A 15,984-nucleotide genomic window follows, 5' to 3' on the forward strand; every position below is an offset into this window, starting at 1 on the left:
AGGCGCCGCGCCTCCGCCAAGCCTCGCAAGAACCGGGATAACCCTTGAAAGACAAAGTCTTCATAGATGCCCGCGTGGCCGCTCGCGGCGGCGATGAACTCACAACGGGGCGCTATACGACCCGCCAGATCATCACGCGCATCTGGCACGAGCACCTGCGCCCCCACAAGGCGCTGCTCGCAGCCGGTGCCATCGCCATGCTGCTCACCGCGGCGACGACCGGCGCCATCCCGTTCGTGATCCAGCGCACGGCGGACGACATCTTCGTCAACAGAACCCGGACGGTGGTCGTCTACATCACCATCGCGATCGTCGTCATCACCGTGGTGAAGGCGATCTCCGAATACATTGCCAATGTGACCGTGGGCTATCTCGGCCATCGCTTCATCGCGGATTTGCGCCTGCAGATGTTCACGAAGCTCGCCGAGGCGGATCTCGGTTGGATCCAGACCGTTCATTCGGGCCGCATTCTTTCAGGCTTCCTCAACGATGCGACGCTGATCCGCGCGACGGCCAGCCGGACCATCGTCACCCTGTTCGAGAACGCCTTCAAGGTCGTGATCCTCGTGGGATCGATGTTCTACATGGCGCCGCGTCTGTCGCTGCTGGTGCTGATCTTCATGCCCTTTGCCTGGTTCATGCTGTCGCGGCAGCGGCGGAAGATGCGCAAGTCGACCACCAAGTCGCTCCAGGAGACGGGCGATCTTTCCGCATTGGTGACCCAGACGCTGCAGGGCATGCGCGTCGTCCGCGCCTATAAGCAGGAGGCGCAGGAAGAAGAGCGTGCGACGCAGGCCGTCAATCGGGCGCTCGAATACACCATGCGCGGGATGCGGGCGCGGGCCCTGTCGAGCCCCGCCATGGAACTCATCGTCGGGCTCGGTTTCGCGGCGGCCGTGTATGTCGCCGGAATCAACGGCGTGCGGGGCAACGCGACGCTCGGCCACTTCATGGGCTTCACCACGGCGGCGCTGCTGATCTATGGGCCGCTCAAGAGCCTCGCGACGCTTCAAACCCAGCTGCAGGAGGGCGTTGCCGCCGCGAGCCGCGTGTTCGGCATCATCGACCGGCCGAGCCAGCTGGTCGAAGCCGATGATGCCAAACCGCTCGAACTGACCGAGGGCGAGATCGCGTTCCGTGACGTGACGTTCGCCTACGATCCGGAGAACCCCGTCCTGACCGGCGTGTCCCTGACCGTGCCTCCGGGCAAGACCGTAGCCCTTGTGGGACCATCCGGCTCCGGCAAGAGCACGCTCGTCAATCTGGCGCTACGCTTCTTCGATCCGCAAGGCGGCGCGGTGCTGATCGACGGGCAAGACATCAAGGCCGTCACGATCTCGTCCTTGCGCGATTCCATCGGCCTCGTCACCCAGGACCCGGTCCTGTTCGACGACACCATCCGCGCGAATATCGCCTATGGGACGAAACCTCTCGTCGAGGAGGAGGTCATTGCTGCCGCCAAGGCCGCCGCGGCACACGACTCAATCGTGGGCCTCCCGCGCGGTTACGACACGCGCGTCGGCGAGGCGGGCGGCCTTCTGTCCGGCGGCGAACGGCAACGCATCGCCATCGCCCGCGCGATCTACAAGGACGCCCCGATCCTCATGCTGGACGAGCCGACGAGCTCGCTGGATTCGGAGTCCGAGGCCAAGGTCCAGGCGGCGCTCGAAAAGCTCATGCAGGGCCGGTCCGTGCTGATGATCGCGCACCGCCTGTCGACGGTGAAGAAGGCCGACCTGATCTGCGTGCTGGACAAAGGACGCATCGTCGAGATCGGACATCACGACGAACTCGTCTCCAAGGGCGGGCTTTATACGCGGCTGCACCGCAACCAGTTCGGTATTTCCGGCGGTCTGGAGCCGGCATCCGCCAGCGAGGCGCGCACCGTCGCCGTTCCTGGCGAATAGCGGCCCGATGTTGAAGCGTCTCCTCGGACCCAAGCCGGGCACAGCCCTCCTGAGCAAGCTCGCATCGGGCTATATCCGGCTCGTCTACGCCACGAGCACGATCAAGCGCGAACCGGCGGACACCGACGCCAAACTCTTCGATCAACACCCGCAAATTCTGGCCATGTGGCACGGCCAGTTCATGCTGTTGCCGAACCTCAAACCGGCACGCCCGGCCGAGGTGAAAGCCATGGTCTCGCGCCATGGCGACGCCGAACTGATCGGCGACGTGCTGCGCCGGTTCGGCATGGACCTGATCCGCGGCGCGGGCGCAGGCAAACGCAAGCGCAATCGCGGCGGCGCGACGGCCATGCGCGAGTCCTTACGGGCTCTTGAGACAGGCGCGACAGTCGCCATGACGGCGGACGTGCCCCCGGGCCCCGCGCGGCGGGCCGGCACGGGCATCGCGACCCTCTCGGCGAAATCCGGACGTCCCGTGGTTCCGTTCGCGATCGCTACCAGCCGCTCGGTGAAGCTTGCGACCTGGAGCGCCTTCACCATCAACCTGCCCTTCTCGACGCTTGCGATCGTCATCGGCGATCCGGTACCCGCCCCCCCTTCGGAGGGTCCCGACGACATCGAGACCGGCCGGCAGGCCATCGAACACGCGCTCGCCGAAACCACCGCGCGGGCCTATGCGCTCGCCGGCGCGTCCGATGCGTTGAGCCGGAGGAATCGCAAAGCCCGGCACGGCGCTCAAGACCTACCGGCTCGCGACGCGGCTTGCGGCGCCGATCGCGCCGCTGTTGCTGGCCTGGCGCACGCGCAAAGGCAAAGAGGAGCGTGACCGTCGTCCCGAGCGCTACGGGGTCGCGAGCAGCCCCCGGCCCGACGGTTTCCTCGTCTGGTTCCACGCGGCCTCCGTCGGCGAAGCCAATGCCGCGCTGCCCCTGATCGAACACATCGCCGAGACCCGTCCCGATATCCGCATCCTACTGACCACCGCGACGGTCACCTCCGCGCGCCTCGCCCGGACGCGCCTGCCGGAAGTCGCGATCCATCAATATGTGCCTCTGGACCGGACCGGCTATATCGAGCGCTTCCTCGACACTTGGCGGCCCGACCTCGCCGTTCTGGTGGAATCGGAGATTTGGCCGAACCTCGTGATCGAGACGAAAGCGAACGGCGTGCCGCTCCTTCTCATCACGCCCGCATGTCCGGCCCATCCTATAAGCGCTGGCGCCGCGCCGGGCATGAGCCGGCCGATCTTCTCCGCCTTCGATCTCGTCCTGGCCCAAAACGACCGCCTGGCCGAGCAATTCGCGCAGCTCGGCGCACCCAAGTCCCTCTCCGTGGGCAATCTGAAGGCGGACGCCCCGCCGCCGCCGGTGGACCCGGCCGCGAAGGCAGACCTCTCCGCGGCCTTTCTCGACCGGCCCGTTTGGCTCGCGGCCAGCACCCATCCGGGCGAGGACGAAATCGTCGGCGCGGCCCACGCGCGGATCAAGGAGGTCCTGCCGGACATCGCTACGATCATCGTGCCGCGGCATCCGGAGCGCGGGGCGGATATCGCCGAGCGGCTGCGCGCCCAGGGCCTGAAGGTCACGCTGCGCTCCCAAGGCGGGTCTATCGACGCCGGGACGGACGTGTATATCGGCGATACGATCGGCGAGCTCGGGCTGTTCTACGCCCTCACCCCGATCGCCTTTATCGGCGGCTCATTGGTCAAGCACGGGGGCCAGAATCCTGTGGAGGCCATCAATCTCGGCGCCGCCGTCCTGGCGGGGCCCAACGTGCACAATTTCCGCGAGATGTATGGGGACCTTCTGAAGGCCGGCGGCGCCCGGGCGGTCGACGATGCGGACAGTCTTGCGCACGCCGTGCTCGAACTGCTGCAGAACGATGTGGCCCGCAAGGAAGTCCATGCCAAAGCGGAGACCTGCGTCGCAACGATGAGCGGCGCCTTGCCGAAAACGCTGGACGCGATCGACGCCTATTTCCCGCAAAAGGTGCCGCTGCAACATGCCTCTTGAGACACCGTCCTGGTGGTACAGCAAGCGCGGCAGCCTCGCGAAGATCATGCCCGGCCTGCTCGCGCCGGTGGCCGCCCTTTACGGCCGGACCGCCGCGTCGCGCCTGACGCAAGAGCCCGCATACCGGTCCCGTCTGCCCGTGATCTGCATCGGCAATTTCACCTCCGGCGGCGGCGGCAAGACGCCGACGGCCATCGCCGTCGCGAAACTGCTCAAGTCCATGGGCAAGACGCCGGCGTTCCTCACGCGTGGCTATGGCGGCAACGCCAAGGACGTCGTCGCGGTGGCCGAGCACGACGCCAGCGAGGTCGGCGATGAGCCGCTCCTTCTGGCCGCAATCGCACCGACATTCGTGTCCGCCGACCGCGCGGCCGGGGCCAAGGCCATCGAGCAAACGGACGCGGACGTCATCGTCATGGATGACGGTTTTCAGAATCCGGGGCTTGCGAAGGATCTATCGCTGATCGTTGCCGACGGCGCCTCGGGGCTCGGCAATGGACGGGTGATCCCGGCCGGACCGTTACGCGCGCCGCTCGCCGCACAGATGCCGCACGCGACGCGCTCCTGGTCGTCGGCGAGGGCAAGAAGGGCGACGCGCTCGCCAAGCGTTTCGACGCGGCCGGTAAGCCGGTCTTGCGCGCGACGATCACGCCCGATTGCGACCCGCGTTGGCTCAGCGTGCTGCCGACGAATCGGCTTCGCCGGCATTGCGCGTCCGTCCAAATTCTTCGCAACGCTCAAGTCGAGCGGCGCGCGCCTCGTTGCCAGCCACGGCTTCGGCGATCACCACCGCTTCACCGAGAAAGAGGCAAGGCGCCTTCTGGACGAGGCGGAGGCGAAGAAGGCGATGCTGGTGACAACCGAGAAGGACTGGGCGCGCCTCTCGGACGAGGACGACGACGAAGAGGACAGCGCGCTGGCGGAACTCAAGAAGCGGTCACGGCCGTTCCCGATCGCGATCACGTTCGAAGACGAGGAAGCGGTGAAGGCCTTGCTGAGGGACGCGCTCGGCAGCGCGCCGCCGAACGGGGACCGCTAGGTGCTCTTGACTTGTCCGGCGGTCTCTCGAACACGCTTCAATGACGTCGCCGCATCCACATAGGGTTCCTGCAGCGCGACGCTCCAATAGCGCAACTCGTCGAGCGGGATCGTCTGGCCCGTCACGGCACAGCGCACGAACTCGCCCGGCGTGATCACCTGCACTTCGCCATCCAGATAGCGGAGCTTGGCTTCGCCCTTGAAGCCGAAATTGCGTTCGAAACGGTTCATCACTGTGGTCAATCTCTTTCGTTTGCGGGGTCAGCTTAGCGTCACGGCCGGGGACTTGCTAGAGCCACACGGGACTTACCAGCACTGGAGAGACTTGCCGGCGCTAGAGCAGGCTTCCTTGACCGCCGTCGGGGGCCGGCTTGGGCTTCTTCGGCCGTTTCGGCTTCGGCGCCGGGGACCTTGTTCCGGTGTGCTTGACGGCCTCGGCTTCGATATGGCCATCGGCAAACTGAATGTCGAGGGCCTCGCCCGGATGGACCGCGCCGGCGCTGCGCACCATGGCGCCCTCCCCGTCCCGAGCGAGCGCGAATCCCCGTGCGAGGACGTTGTGGTAGCCGAGCGTGCCGAGGAGCTTCGCCTGTGCGTCGAGGCGTTGCCGCGCCCGCTCCACCCGGGCCGTGATCGCGCGGGCACGGTCCCGGTCGAGGCGCCCCAGCAGATCGCGCGCCGTGGCGACCCGGCGGGCGACGAGGCCGGGCCGCAGCGCCGCCGCCGTGCGCGCCAGCACGCCCCGGTGGCTCTGCGTATTGGCCCGCAAGGACTGCAGAAGACGCCCGCTCGCCGTATCGAGCCGCTGGCGCGGCAGACCCAGAATGGCTTCGCGGCGGGGCAGCCCGCGCGCCGAGGCCGTGACGCGGCTGCGCCATTGCTCCAGTGCCCGGCGCATGGTGCCGGCCATGCGGACCCCGTAAGTTTGCACCGCGCTCAGGAGCTCGGAGCGCACGGGCACCGCGACCTCTGCGGCTGCGGTCGGCGTCGGGGCCCGATAATCGGCCACCAGGTCGATCAGGGTCCAATCGGTCTCGTGGCCCACGGCGGAAATCAGGGGAATCGTGCTCGCGGCCGCGGCCCGCGCGACGATCTCTTCGTTGAAGCCCCACAGATCCTCGAGGCTGCCGCCGCCGCGCGCCACGATGATGAGGTCCGGGAGAACCCCGTCGCCGGCGATGCCCGCGTTGAAGCCGGCAATGGCGGCAGCCACCTCCGCCGCGCAGGTCTCGCCCTGCACGCGCACGGGCCACACGATCACATGGGACGGAAAGCGGTCGGCGAGGCGATGCAGGATGTCGCGAATGACGGCGCCCGTGGGCGAGGTCACCACGCCGATCACGCCCGGCAGGTAGGGCAGGTCCTGTTTGCGTGCCTCGTCGAACAGACCTTCGGCGGCAAGCTGCTTCTTGCGCTGTTCCAGCAGCGCCATGAGCGCGCCGGCCGCCGCGGGCTCCAACTCCTCGATCACGATCTGGTATTTGGACCCGCCGGGATAGGTGGTGATCTTGCCCTTGGCGACGATCTCCAGCCCCTCCTCGGGCTTGAATTTCAGCCGGGAAAACACGCCGCGCCAGACCACCGCCTCGATGGCCGCGCCCTCGTCCTTGAGCCGGAAATAGCAATGGCCGGAGGCGTGCGGCCCGCGATAGCCCGAGACCTCTCCGCGCAGGCGCACGAGACCGTAGGCCTCCTCAACCGTGCGCTTCAGCGCGAAGGCCAGCTCCGACACCGAGTATTCGGTGACGTTGGTCGGCTCGGGCTGTGGATTGCGGGCTGCCATCGGGTCGGTCTCTTTTCGAAATTGCGCGTTCCCGTGCTAAGAGCGCGGCTCACTTCTGAGGCGTAGCATATCCTGGGCGGCATACCGAACCGGGACGTTCGGAACAAGCGGGGCATCGAGGTCGTGAACGTACTTCTCATCGGCGGCGGCGGGCGCGAGCATGCGCTGGCCTGGAAACTGGCGCAGAGCCCCCTTCTCGGCACGCTCTATTGCGCACCGGGGAATGCGGGCATCGCGGAGAGCGCCGAATGCGTCGCACTCGATGTGGGCGACCACGGCGCTGTCGCCGCCTTCTGCAAGGAGAAGGACATCGGCCTGGTGGTGGTCGGTCCCGAGGCGCCGCTGGTGGCCGGGCTCGCCGACGATTTGGAGGCGCAAGGCATTCCCGTGTTCGGCCCCTCGAAAGCGGCATCGGCGCTGGAAGGCTCCAAGGGCTTCACCAAGGATTTGTGCACCGAGTACGGCATTCCCACCGCCGCTTACGGGCGCTTCACGGACGCCGCCGCGGCCAAGGCCTATCTCGCGGCGCAGACCCTGCCCATCGTGATCAAGGCGGACGGCCTTGCGGCCGGCAAGGGCGTGGTGATCGCGCAGACGCGGCACGAGGCCGACGCGGCCGTGGAGGCTTGCTTCGATGGGGCGTTCGGCGCGGCCGGGGCGGAAGTCGTGGTCGAGGAGTTCCTGACCGGCGAGGAAGCGAGCTTCTTCGCGCTGGTGGACGGCGAGACCGCCTTGCCGCTCGCCACGGCGCAAGACCACAAGCGCGTCCATGACGGCGACCAGGGCCCGAACACCGGCGGCATGGGCGCCTATTCGCCGGCGCCGATCATGACCGAGGCGCTGTGCGCCCGCACCATGGACGAGATCATCGGGCCCACGGTCGCGGCCATGAAGGCGCGGGGGACGCCGTTCAAGGGCGTGCTCTATGCGGGGCTCATGATCGAGGACGGCGCGCCCAAGCTCATCGAATACAATGTGCGTTTCGGCGACCCGGAAGCGCAGCCGCTGATGATGCGGCTGAAGTCGGACCTGCTGCCGGTGCTGCTCGCGACCGCGCAAGGACGGCTCGGTGGCGTGACCCTCGACTGGGACACGGACGCCGCGCTCTGCGTGGTCATGGCGGCGAAGGGCTATCCGGGCGCCTACGAGAAGGGCACCGAGATCAGGGGGCTCGACGCGGCGGGCGCAGACCCGCAGACCGCGATCTTTCACGCCGGCACCACGCGAGACGGGTCGCGCTTTCTCGCCAGCGGCGGCCGCGTGCTCGGCGTCACCGCGCTCGGGAAAGACATCGGTGAGGCGCAAGCCCGCGCCTATCAAGCGGTCGATGCGATCGATTGGCCGGGCGGGTTCTGCCGCCGCGATATCGGCTGGCGGGCCCTCAAAGGCGGCGCCTAGAACTTCGTCCGCCGACGCCGCATTAGCAAGAAATTCACCCTGAGTGCCTAGGAAGGACGCAAGACACCGTTTCGCCGCGCTTTTGTCACCGCGAAACGTTGTCATTTCACGATGGCGTCACTATGTGGATGTCACGTAGATTTGCTCCAGCCCGCGAGATGCGCACGATGACGTTCGACCTGCCCGTTTCGAAGAAGACCGTATCCGGCGTGGTGGGCGTCGTTGCGATTCTTTTCTATCTCTGGCTGCTGACCTGGTCGGCACCGGCCAAAGCGATGGGCGGCCCGATCGCCCAGCCGGACAACGTTGCGACCCCCGTCCAGCAGGTCAAGATCTTCAAACGCAACCGCACACCCAAGTATCCCTATGTCGCCAAGGGCCCCGGTCCGAAGGGCTGGTCGTCCTACTTGGGCTTTGTGCCCTATAGCTGGGGCAATGTGGAGAACGAGGCCATTCAGCGGACCCAATATCCGGCACGCTACTGGCCGCACAATCCCAACGCACCGCTCCCGCGACCGTACCGCTAGTCTCCGCCGGCATCCGTCAGCGCCGGGCGGCAAAGAACTCTTTCAACAAACCTGACGCGGCGCTTTCGCCGATCCCTCCGTATATTTCGGGGGCGTGGTGGCATGTGGGCTGGCCGAAGAAACGCGGCCCGTGCTCCACGGCGCCGCCCTTGGGATCGCTTGCGCCGAAGTAAAGCCGCCTGATCCGCGCGAAGGAGATGGCGCCCGCGCACATCGCACAGGGCTCCAGCGTGACATAGAGATCGCATGCGATGAGCCGTTCGCTGCCGAGTGCCTTTGCCGCCGCACGTAAGGCGAGGATCTCCGCATGGGCCGTGGGGTCGCGCAGCTCCAGCGTGCGATTGCCGGCCCGGGCCAGGACCGCCCCTGTCGCATCGACAACAACCGCGCCGACCGGGACCTCGCCGCGCGCCGCCGCCGCCCGCGCTTCCTCCAGCGCCACGTCCATCGGCGTTTCCTTGGCCCGCGCGAGGGAGCGCTTGCCGGAGGCGCCGTCATCTGCAAGCTTCGCCGTCATGACAGCCAAGGTGAACGCGCCAAAGACCCGCGGTCAAGCGCCCCGGAAGCAGGGACGCACGCGCCCCGCCCCACCCAAGCGGGACTTGGAGCCGATGCGCATCGCCAAGGCGATGGCGCAAGCCGGTCTGTGCTCGCGGCGCGATGCCGAGAAGTGGATCGCGGCGGGACGCGTCGCCGTGAACGGCACGGTCCTCACGACCCCGGCCCATGTGGTCAGCGGCGCAGACACGATCCTGGTGGACGGCGAGCCCCTGCCTGCGGCGCACGCGCCGCGGCTATGGCGCTACAACAAGCCGAAAGGCCTCGTGACTAGCCACAAGGACCCGGAAGGACGCCCGACCGTGTTCGATGCCCTTCCCAACGCCATGCCCCGCGTGGTGTCCGTGGGCCGGCTCGATATCAACACCGAGGGATTGCTGCTTCTCACCACGGACGGAGCTTTGGCCCGGCATCTCGAACTGCCGAGCACCGGCTGGGTCCGGCGCTACCGGGTTCGTGCCCACGGAAGGGTCAGCCAGGGGGCGCTCGATGCCCTGAAGCGCGGCGTCACTATCGACGGCGTCCGCTACGGCCCCGTCGAAGCCGCGATCGAACGGACCCAAGGCAGCAATGTCTGGCTCGTCATCGGCCTGCGTGAGGGCAAGAACCGGGAAGTGAAGCGCATCGCCGCCCATCTCGGGCTCAGCGTGAACCGGCTCATCCGCACATCGTTCGGCCCCTTTGCCTTGGGCGATCTCGCCACCGGCGCGGTGGACGAGGTCAAGCGCAAGGTGATCGCGGAGCAGCTCGGTCCCGAGATCGCCCGCAGCCTCGGTGTGAAGAGCTGATGCGCATCGTCGCCGGACGCTTCAAAGGCAAGGCTCTGGACGCACCCAAGGGCCTCGGGACGCGCCCGACCTCGGACCGTGTCCGCGAAGCGCTGTTCAACGTGCTGACACACGGGGCGCCGCAGGTCGATTTCGAGGGGCTCCGCGTTCTCGACCTGTTCGCGGGTTCGGGCGCGCTCGGGCTGGAAGCGGTGTCGCGCGGAGCCCGCTATTGCCTGTTCATCGAAGAGGACGCGGGCGCGCGGGCCGCGATCCGCCGCAATGTGGAAGGGCTCGGCCTGACAGGCGTCACGAAGATCTGGCGGCGCGATGCGACCCGGCTCGGCCCCGCCGGCAACCTGCCCCCGTTCGACCTCGTGTTTTGCGATCCGCCCTATGGCCAGGGCCTGGGCGCGCGGGCGCTGCAAGCAGCAATCAAGGGCGGCTGGCTGGCCCCGGGCGCGATTGCCGTCCTGGAAGAACAGGCCGGTGAGCCGCCGGACTGGCCGGAACTGTTGCGAGAGATCGACCGGCGCCGCTACGGTGGGACCGAAATCGCGATCGCCCGTTTCGGCGATTAAAGGAGTTCGCTATGCGCCTATGGGCACTCACATGTCTGGGTCTGGTTCTCGCCGCCGCCTCGCCCGATGCGGATACGTTCCAAGCCGGAGACTGGAAAGGCCGTGCCAATTTCAACGGCCAAGGTGACTTCACGGATTGCACGGTCGTGCTTCCCAATCCGGCGAGCACCACGCTCGGCTTCGTCATGACCCCAGGAGCCGATATCGGCATGCTGATCGCCGACCCGGTTCTGAAACTGAAACCCGGCGCTGGGAGGCCCGTATTGGTGCATGCGGAAGGTGTCGACTCGTTCGCGGCGATCGCCGATGTCGTGGCCGACAACGGCGTCCTCATTCCGCTCGAGAAAGGCGGCCCGCTCGTCCGCGCCATCGGCGAGGGTCAGCAGTTTCGCGTGACCATCAGGGAGAAAGAGTTCGTCCTTAAGCGCCCTGGAACCGGCGAGGCCCTGGTGGCCCTCAAGACCTGTGTGGAGGACCATCGCGGCAAGAGCCGCATCGATCTGTGATGGGCCCTCAGCGGCGCTGAAACAGCTTCTCGATATCGGTCAGCTTCAGCTCCACATAGGTGGGACGCCCATGGTTGCATTGGCCGGAAAACGGCGTCTTCTCCATGTCCCGCAGCAGCGCGTTCATCTCCTCCGGCGTGAGGCGCCGGCCCGCACGGACGCTGCCATGGCAGGCCATGGTGGAGAGGACGTGATCGAGCCGGTCGCGGAGCGCGTTCGCACCGCTGCCGTCTTCGGCTTCCAGCAGGATGCCGGCGAGATCGTCGAGGAGCGTCCGCGTATCGCATGTGCCCAGGAGCGCCGGAACCTCCCGTACCGCGACCGCCTGCGGCCCGAAGCTCTCGATCACGAGCCCGAATCGTTCCAACGCGTCCGTGGCGCCGAGCAGGCTGTCGATGGCCTCGGGCGCAAGCTCGACGATGTCCGGGATCAGCAGCAACTGGCGCGCCACGCCGCCATTCTCGAAGCCGCGCTTCAGGCGCTCGTAGACGAGCCGCTCATGGGCGGCATGCTGATCCACAATGACGAGCGCATCGCCTGTCTGGGCGATGATGAACGTGTCCTGCACCTGGGCCCGCGCGACACCGAGCGGATAGGCCCCGGCCACCGCCTCCGGCGCGGCGCCCCCGCGCATATCGGCCGACGGGACGGCGACGCCTTCCAGCGGCGCTTGATCGAGATGGGCCTGCTCGAGCGGGGCTTGAGCCCGATCGCTGAAGGCCATGTTGCCCGGTGGCCGGTAAGACGGTCTCGACGCTCCCCAATGGGCGCGCGGCTGGCTCTGGTAGACCCGCGCCTCGCCTTCTAGGGAGGGCGATGGGCCGTCGACCGGACGCATGCGCTGCAAGGCGTCCTGCGCCAGGCTCGCGGTCGCCCGGTGTCCCGCCCCGGCCAAGGCCTCGCGCACCGCGCCGATGAGAAGGGACCGCACGCCATTGGCATCGCGAAACCGGAGCTCCGTCTTGGCCGGGTGGACGTTCACGTCCACCTCCTCGGGGGGAATGTCCACGAAGAGCGTGACCATGGGATAGCGACCGCGCGGCACCAGGTCCCCGTAGGCGGCCCGCACCGTCCCCGCGATCAGACGGTCGCGCACGGGACGGCCGTTGACGACGAGGTAGATGCTGAGGCCGTTCGGCCGGTGCAACGTGGGCAGGCCCGCATAGCCTTCCACTTGCACGGTCCCGCGGATCGCGGAGACCGGGAGCGCATCCTCCACGAACTCCGCGCCCAGGATCCGTCCGAGGCGAGACAAGGCATGGTCGAGCAGCCCCGGCGGACAGGCCTCGAGCCGCAGCGTCGTGCGCTCGCCGTTCGAGAGGGAAAAGGCGATCTCCGGATGGGCCAAGGCCAGGCGCTTCACCGCATCGGCGATGGCGGCGGTCTCGGCCCGTTCGGATTTCATGAATTTCAGCCGTGCGGGCGTCGCGTAGAAGAGATCGCGCACCTCTACATCCGTGCCGGGAGCCCGCGCGGCCGGCTTCAACGGCGCCTTGCGGCCGCCATCCACCTCGATGCGATAGGCGTCCGCGTCCTCCTGCGCGCGGCTGGTGATCGCGAGCCGCGCCACGGCGCCGATGGAAGGCAAGGCCTCGCCCCGAAAGCCCAGTGTCAGAATATGTGAGAGATCCTCACCCTTGAGTTTGGAGGTCGCATGGCGCTCGACGGCCAGTTCCAGGTCGCGCGCGTTCATGCCGGCTCCGTCGTCGGACACACGAATGAGCTGGAGCCCGCCCCCGCGCACGGTCACATCGATCCGGGACGCGCCCGCGTCGATCGCATTCTCCACCAGTTCCTTGACGACGCTTGCGGGCCGCTCGACCACCTCACCCGCCGCAATGCGATTTATGAGGTTCGGCGGCAGCTGACGAATGGCCATGGCTTGGCCCTCATGCCGTGGATTTCAATGCGTTGGGTCCCAACGCTTTGGACCCTACTGCCCTGCCTCCGCTCGCCAGGCGGGGACACTCCGCCGTGGCGCGGGCCTCACCTTAACCGATTCTGCGGCGTAGGTAGCCTAGCCGGGGCCCCTGCCGTCACCGGCTCCTCGACGGGCTGGCCGACAATGGTGGTGATCAGTTGATCGGGCGTAAGCAACCGGCCCGCGACGCGCCTCACGTCGTCGAGCGTTACCGCCTCGATCAGCGCGTTGCGCTTGGCGACGTAATCGATCCCAAGATCCTCGATCTGAACCCACAAGAGCTGGTTGGCGATGCTGGAGGAGGACTCGAACCGCAAGGCGTAGGCGCCGGTGAGATAGGACTTGGCGGCTTTGAGCTGATCCGGCGTCAGCCCGTATTCGGCGACGTTCTCGAGCTCGTCCCGGATCACTTGCAAGGACTGGCTCAAAGCCTCGTTCTTGGTGGCGACATTGCCCACGAAGACGGAACCGTGCCGATAGGGAAAGAGGTTGGACGTGACCGAATAGGCCAGCCCGCGCTTCTCGCGAACCTCCTCCATCAGGCGCGAAGAAAAGCCGCCGCCGCCGATTATGTAGTTCAGGATATAGGCGGGGATGAAATCGTCGTCGTGCCGCGCAATCCCGCGAAAGCCGAATTGGGCAAAGGACTGGGGCACGTTCATATTGATGACTTTGCGCGACGGTCCGAGCGGCGGCTTCGCCTCTGCGACCTCGCGCAGATCCGACTTCTCGGGGAGACCACCGAACAACGTATCGAGCGCCTTGCCCAGCTCTTCGGGCGTGATGTCCCCGACAACCGACACGACGAGCTTGTCGCGCGCATAGACGCGGCGGACGTAGTCGCGAAGATCGTCCGTCGTCATGGCCGCGACGGACTCGTGCGTGCCCTTGATGGGTCGCCCATAGGGATGCCCCTCGAAGGCGACGCTGTCCCAGGCCAGCGACGCGACCGTTGCGGGGTCGTTCTCGTCATATTTGAGACCGGCCAGAATCTGCGCCTTGACGCGCGTCATGGCGCCCTCGTCGAAGCGCGGCTCCGTCATGACCAGGCGCGCGAGTTCGAACACCTCGTCCTTGTTCTCGGTCAACGTCTGCAGCGAGCCCAGCATGACGTCGCGGCTCGCATCGAACTCCAGGCGCATCGCCAAGGAATCCGCACGCTCCTGGAACGCGGCGGCGTCGAGATCGCCCGCCCCCTCGTCCATCATCGAGGTCACGAAATAGGCCTGCCCGTCCTTGCCCGGTGCATCCTGCGAGGCGCCGCCGAAAAAGGCGAAGCGAATCGAGATCAGCGGGTTAGCGTGGCTTTCCACGAGCCAAGCCTTGATACCGCCCGGGCTCGTGACTTCCTGGATATTCATCGTTTTTCCTTGAGCGGTCTCTTCAACCGTCGGCGCGGTCGGGTCCGGGAGCGCCTTTTGCGCCAAGGCGGACGGGGCGAGAAAGGTTTGCGCGGCGGCGGCCACGCTCAGTCCAATCGCAATCAGCGATGTGCGAACGGTCATCCGCATTCTAGGACTTGTCCTTGCCGGCCGGTGCCGGCTTTTCCTCTACGCGGCTCGTATGCTCCGGCGCCGGCTCGAGGATGCCCGTAACCGAATTCTCGTCCACGAGGTAGTCTCGCGCGACTTTGCGCACATCGTCCACGGTGACAGCCTTGAGGCGGTTCGGCCAGTCCTCCACATCCTCGACGCTCATGCCGGCCGCCAGGCGCCAGCCATATTGGCGAGCCAGGCGCGAGATGGAATCGGACGAATACACATGCTCGGCAAGCAGTCCGGTGCGGGCGCGGTCCAGTTCCTTCTGGGTCACGCCGTTGTCGCGGACATCTTCGACCACCGCGTCGATCGCGGCCTCCATCTGCTCGGGCGTGTTCTTCTCGCCGGCGATGGCGTAGAAGCCGATCCGCCCGGAATCGAGGCCCGAGTCCGAGTACCAGCCACCCGCTGACGCGGCCGCCTTTTCCTCCATGACGAGATGCTTGTAGATCCGGCCCGTGGTGCCGTGGGCCATGACCCGCCCAAGGAGATCGAGGGCTTCGGCTTCGCCGGGCTTCGCGGAGGCGTAGCTCGGCGTGATGTAGAACCGCTGTACGGTGGTGCGCCCGGCGCGGGGATCTTCGAGCGTGACCGTGACCGAGGCATCGTGCTTGGGTTCCGCGGGACGCTCGCGCTCGATAGTCTTGCCGTGTCGTGGAATCTTGCCGAAAGTCTCCTCGGCCAAGGCCAGCACGTCGTCGGGCTCCACATCGCCCGCGACGATGAGAATGGCATTCTCCGGCGCGTAGAAGCGGCGGTAGAAGGACAGCGCGTCTTCGCGATCGAGCTGCCTCATCTCATGCTCCCAGCCAATGACGGGAATGCCATAGGGATGGTTGCGGTAGAGCGCGGCCATCATCTGCTCTTGCAGGAGGCTGGCCGGATCGTTGTCGACCCGGGACCGGCGCTCTTCGAGGATGACGTCACGCTCGGTTTTCACGTCCGTCTCGGACAGACGCAGATTCACCATGCGGTCCGCCTCCATCTCCATCACGGAGGCCAGACGGTCCTTGGCGACCCGCTGGAAATAGGCGGTGACGTCCTGATTGGTGAAGGCGTTGTCGTCTCCGCCTTTGAGCGCGACGATCTTGGAGAACTGGCTCCCGGGGAGTTTCTCCGTGCCCTTGAACATCAGATGTTCGAGAAAGTGGGCGATGCCCGACACGCCGGGCGGCTCGTCGGCGGCGCCAACCTTGTACCAGACCATCTGCGTGACCACGGGCGCCCGGTGGTCCGGAATCACGACCAGGTCGAGGCCGTTCTCGAGGATGAACTCGAAGGCCTTCTTGGCTGGCCGTTCCTTGGCTGGTTGTTCCGTGGAGGCGGCGGGCGCGGGCGCCTTTCTGGCCTCGGCGGCAATAGCGGCAACTGGCATCGTCAGACTCACCAGGGTTATGACCAAACCGGCCCGGAAGCGGGACGCGGCGATCCAGTGTTTGAACATCGAT

General features: G+C 66.8%; 15 protein-coding genes. 9 read left to right on the plus strand and 6 right to left on the minus strand.

Annotated elements, in window-relative coordinates; translation table 11 throughout:
• The first annotated feature begins 44 nt into the window (after positions 1-44).
• Genes AUC68_RS03535 through lpxK form a run of 4 tightly spaced genes read left to right on the plus strand, consistent with a single transcriptional unit; the run spans position 45 to position 4,958 of the window.
• Positions 45-1,907 carry an ABC transporter ATP-binding protein gene (locus AUC68_RS03535; protein WP_069436373.1) on the plus strand — a complete coding sequence of 621 codons (1,863 nt, stop codon included), beginning with the start codon at positions 45-47 and terminating at the stop codon, positions 1,905-1,907.
• A 7-nt stretch (positions 1,908-1,914) separates the two neighbouring features.
• A complete protein-coding gene (locus tag AUC68_RS17445) occupies positions 1,915-2,733 on the plus strand; it encodes a lysophospholipid acyltransferase family protein (RefSeq protein ID WP_069436374.1) in 819 nt (272 codons plus the stop codon).
• Positions 2,693-3,919 carry a 3-deoxy-D-manno-octulosonic acid transferase gene (locus AUC68_RS17450; protein WP_244500373.1) on the plus strand — a complete coding sequence of 409 codons (1,227 nt, stop codon included), beginning with the start codon at positions 2,693-2,695 and terminating at the stop codon, positions 3,917-3,919. Before AUC68_RS17445 ends, AUC68_RS17450 begins: the two co-directional genes overlap by 41 nt.
• Positions 3,909-4,958 (plus strand): tetraacyldisaccharide 4'-kinase, encoded by a 1,050-nt coding sequence (gene lpxK / locus AUC68_RS03550; RefSeq protein WP_083240361.1) that lies wholly within the window; start codon positions 3,909-3,911, stop codon positions 4,956-4,958. Before AUC68_RS17450 ends, lpxK begins: the two co-directional genes overlap by 11 nt.
• On the opposite strand, the gene AUC68_RS03555 is transcribed toward lpxK, so the two are convergent.
• Both AUC68_RS03555 and xseA read right to left on the minus strand, forming a co-directional pair.
• Positions 4,955-5,188 carry a DUF2093 domain-containing protein gene (locus AUC68_RS03555; protein ID WP_069436376.1) on the minus strand — a complete coding sequence of 78 codons (234 nt, stop codon included), beginning with the start codon at positions 5,186-5,188 and terminating at the stop codon, positions 4,955-4,957. The genes lpxK and AUC68_RS03555 overlap by 4 nt on opposite strands.
• A gap of 103 nt (positions 5,189-5,291) precedes the next feature.
• Positions 5,292-6,740 carry an exodeoxyribonuclease VII large subunit gene (gene xseA / locus AUC68_RS03560; protein ID WP_069436377.1) on the minus strand — a complete coding sequence of 483 codons (1,449 nt, stop codon included), beginning with the start codon at positions 6,738-6,740 and terminating at the stop codon, positions 5,292-5,294.
• 123 nt (positions 6,741-6,863) lie between these two features.
• Between xseA and purD the strand changes: the two genes are divergently transcribed.
• Both purD and AUC68_RS03570 read left to right on the plus strand, forming a co-directional pair.
• On the plus strand, positions 6,864-8,138 hold the full coding sequence (gene purD / locus AUC68_RS03565) for a phosphoribosylamine--glycine ligase (RefSeq protein ID WP_069436378.1): 1,275 nt from the start codon (positions 6,864-6,866) through the stop codon (positions 8,136-8,138).
• Between the two features lie 167 nt (positions 8,139-8,305).
• Positions 8,306-8,665, plus strand: coding sequence for a hypothetical protein (locus AUC68_RS03570; RefSeq protein WP_158008219.1), 360 nt, complete (start codon positions 8,306-8,308; stop codon positions 8,663-8,665).
• A gap of 16 nt (positions 8,666-8,681) precedes the next feature.
• On the opposite strand, the gene AUC68_RS03575 is transcribed toward AUC68_RS03570, so the two are convergent.
• Entirely contained in the window at positions 8,682-9,113 is a 432-nt protein-coding gene (locus tag AUC68_RS03575) for a nucleoside deaminase (RefSeq protein WP_083240367.1), read from the minus strand.
• Between the two features lie 67 nt (positions 9,114-9,180).
• Here AUC68_RS03575 and AUC68_RS03580 point away from each other — a divergent pair, with 67 nt between their 5' ends.
• From AUC68_RS03580 to AUC68_RS03590, 3 genes are read left to right on the plus strand one after another with little or no spacing between them, the layout of a single operon-like run.
• Entirely contained in the window at positions 9,181-10,011 is an 831-nt protein-coding gene (locus AUC68_RS03580; RefSeq protein ID WP_069436381.1) for a pseudouridine synthase, read from the plus strand.
• Positions 10,011-10,571 (plus strand): 16S rRNA (guanine(966)-N(2))-methyltransferase RsmD, encoded by a 561-nt coding sequence (gene rsmD, locus AUC68_RS03585; RefSeq protein WP_069436382.1) that lies wholly within the window; start codon positions 10,011-10,013, stop codon positions 10,569-10,571. The genes AUC68_RS03580 and rsmD overlap by 1 nt, the downstream gene beginning before the upstream one ends.
• An 11-nt stretch (positions 10,572-10,582) precedes the next feature.
• Entirely contained in the window at positions 10,583-11,077 is a 495-nt protein-coding gene (locus tag AUC68_RS03590; RefSeq protein ID WP_069436383.1) for a hypothetical protein, read from the plus strand.
• 7 nt (positions 11,078-11,084) lie between these two features.
• Here the strand turns inward: AUC68_RS03590 and mutL are convergent, their stop codons facing one another.
• The 3 genes from mutL to AUC68_RS03605 all read right to left on the minus strand — a co-directional run bounded on the left by mutL (position 11,085) and on the right by AUC68_RS03605 (position 15,980).
• Positions 11,085-12,956 carry a DNA mismatch repair endonuclease MutL gene (mutL, locus tag AUC68_RS03595; RefSeq protein ID WP_069436384.1) on the minus strand — a complete coding sequence of 624 codons (1,872 nt, stop codon included), beginning with the start codon at positions 12,954-12,956 and terminating at the stop codon, positions 11,085-11,087.
• A 107-nt stretch (positions 12,957-13,063) separates the two neighbouring features.
• Positions 13,064-14,503 carry a M16 family metallopeptidase gene (locus tag AUC68_RS03600; protein ID WP_069436385.1) on the minus strand — a complete coding sequence of 480 codons (1,440 nt, stop codon included), beginning with the start codon at positions 14,501-14,503 and terminating at the stop codon, positions 13,064-13,066.
• Positions 14,504-14,510: 7 nt separating this feature from the next.
• Positions 14,511-15,980 (minus strand): M16 family metallopeptidase, encoded by a 1,470-nt coding sequence (locus AUC68_RS03605; RefSeq protein ID WP_244500374.1) that lies wholly within the window; start codon positions 15,978-15,980, stop codon positions 14,511-14,513.
• Between the last annotated feature and the right edge of the window lie 4 nt (positions 15,981-15,984).

Origin of the sequence: Methyloceanibacter methanicus (assembly GCF_001723285.1) — a bacterium.
GTDB classification, from domain to species: Bacteria; Pseudomonadota; Alphaproteobacteria; order Rhizobiales; family Methyloligellaceae; genus Methyloceanibacter; species Methyloceanibacter methanicus.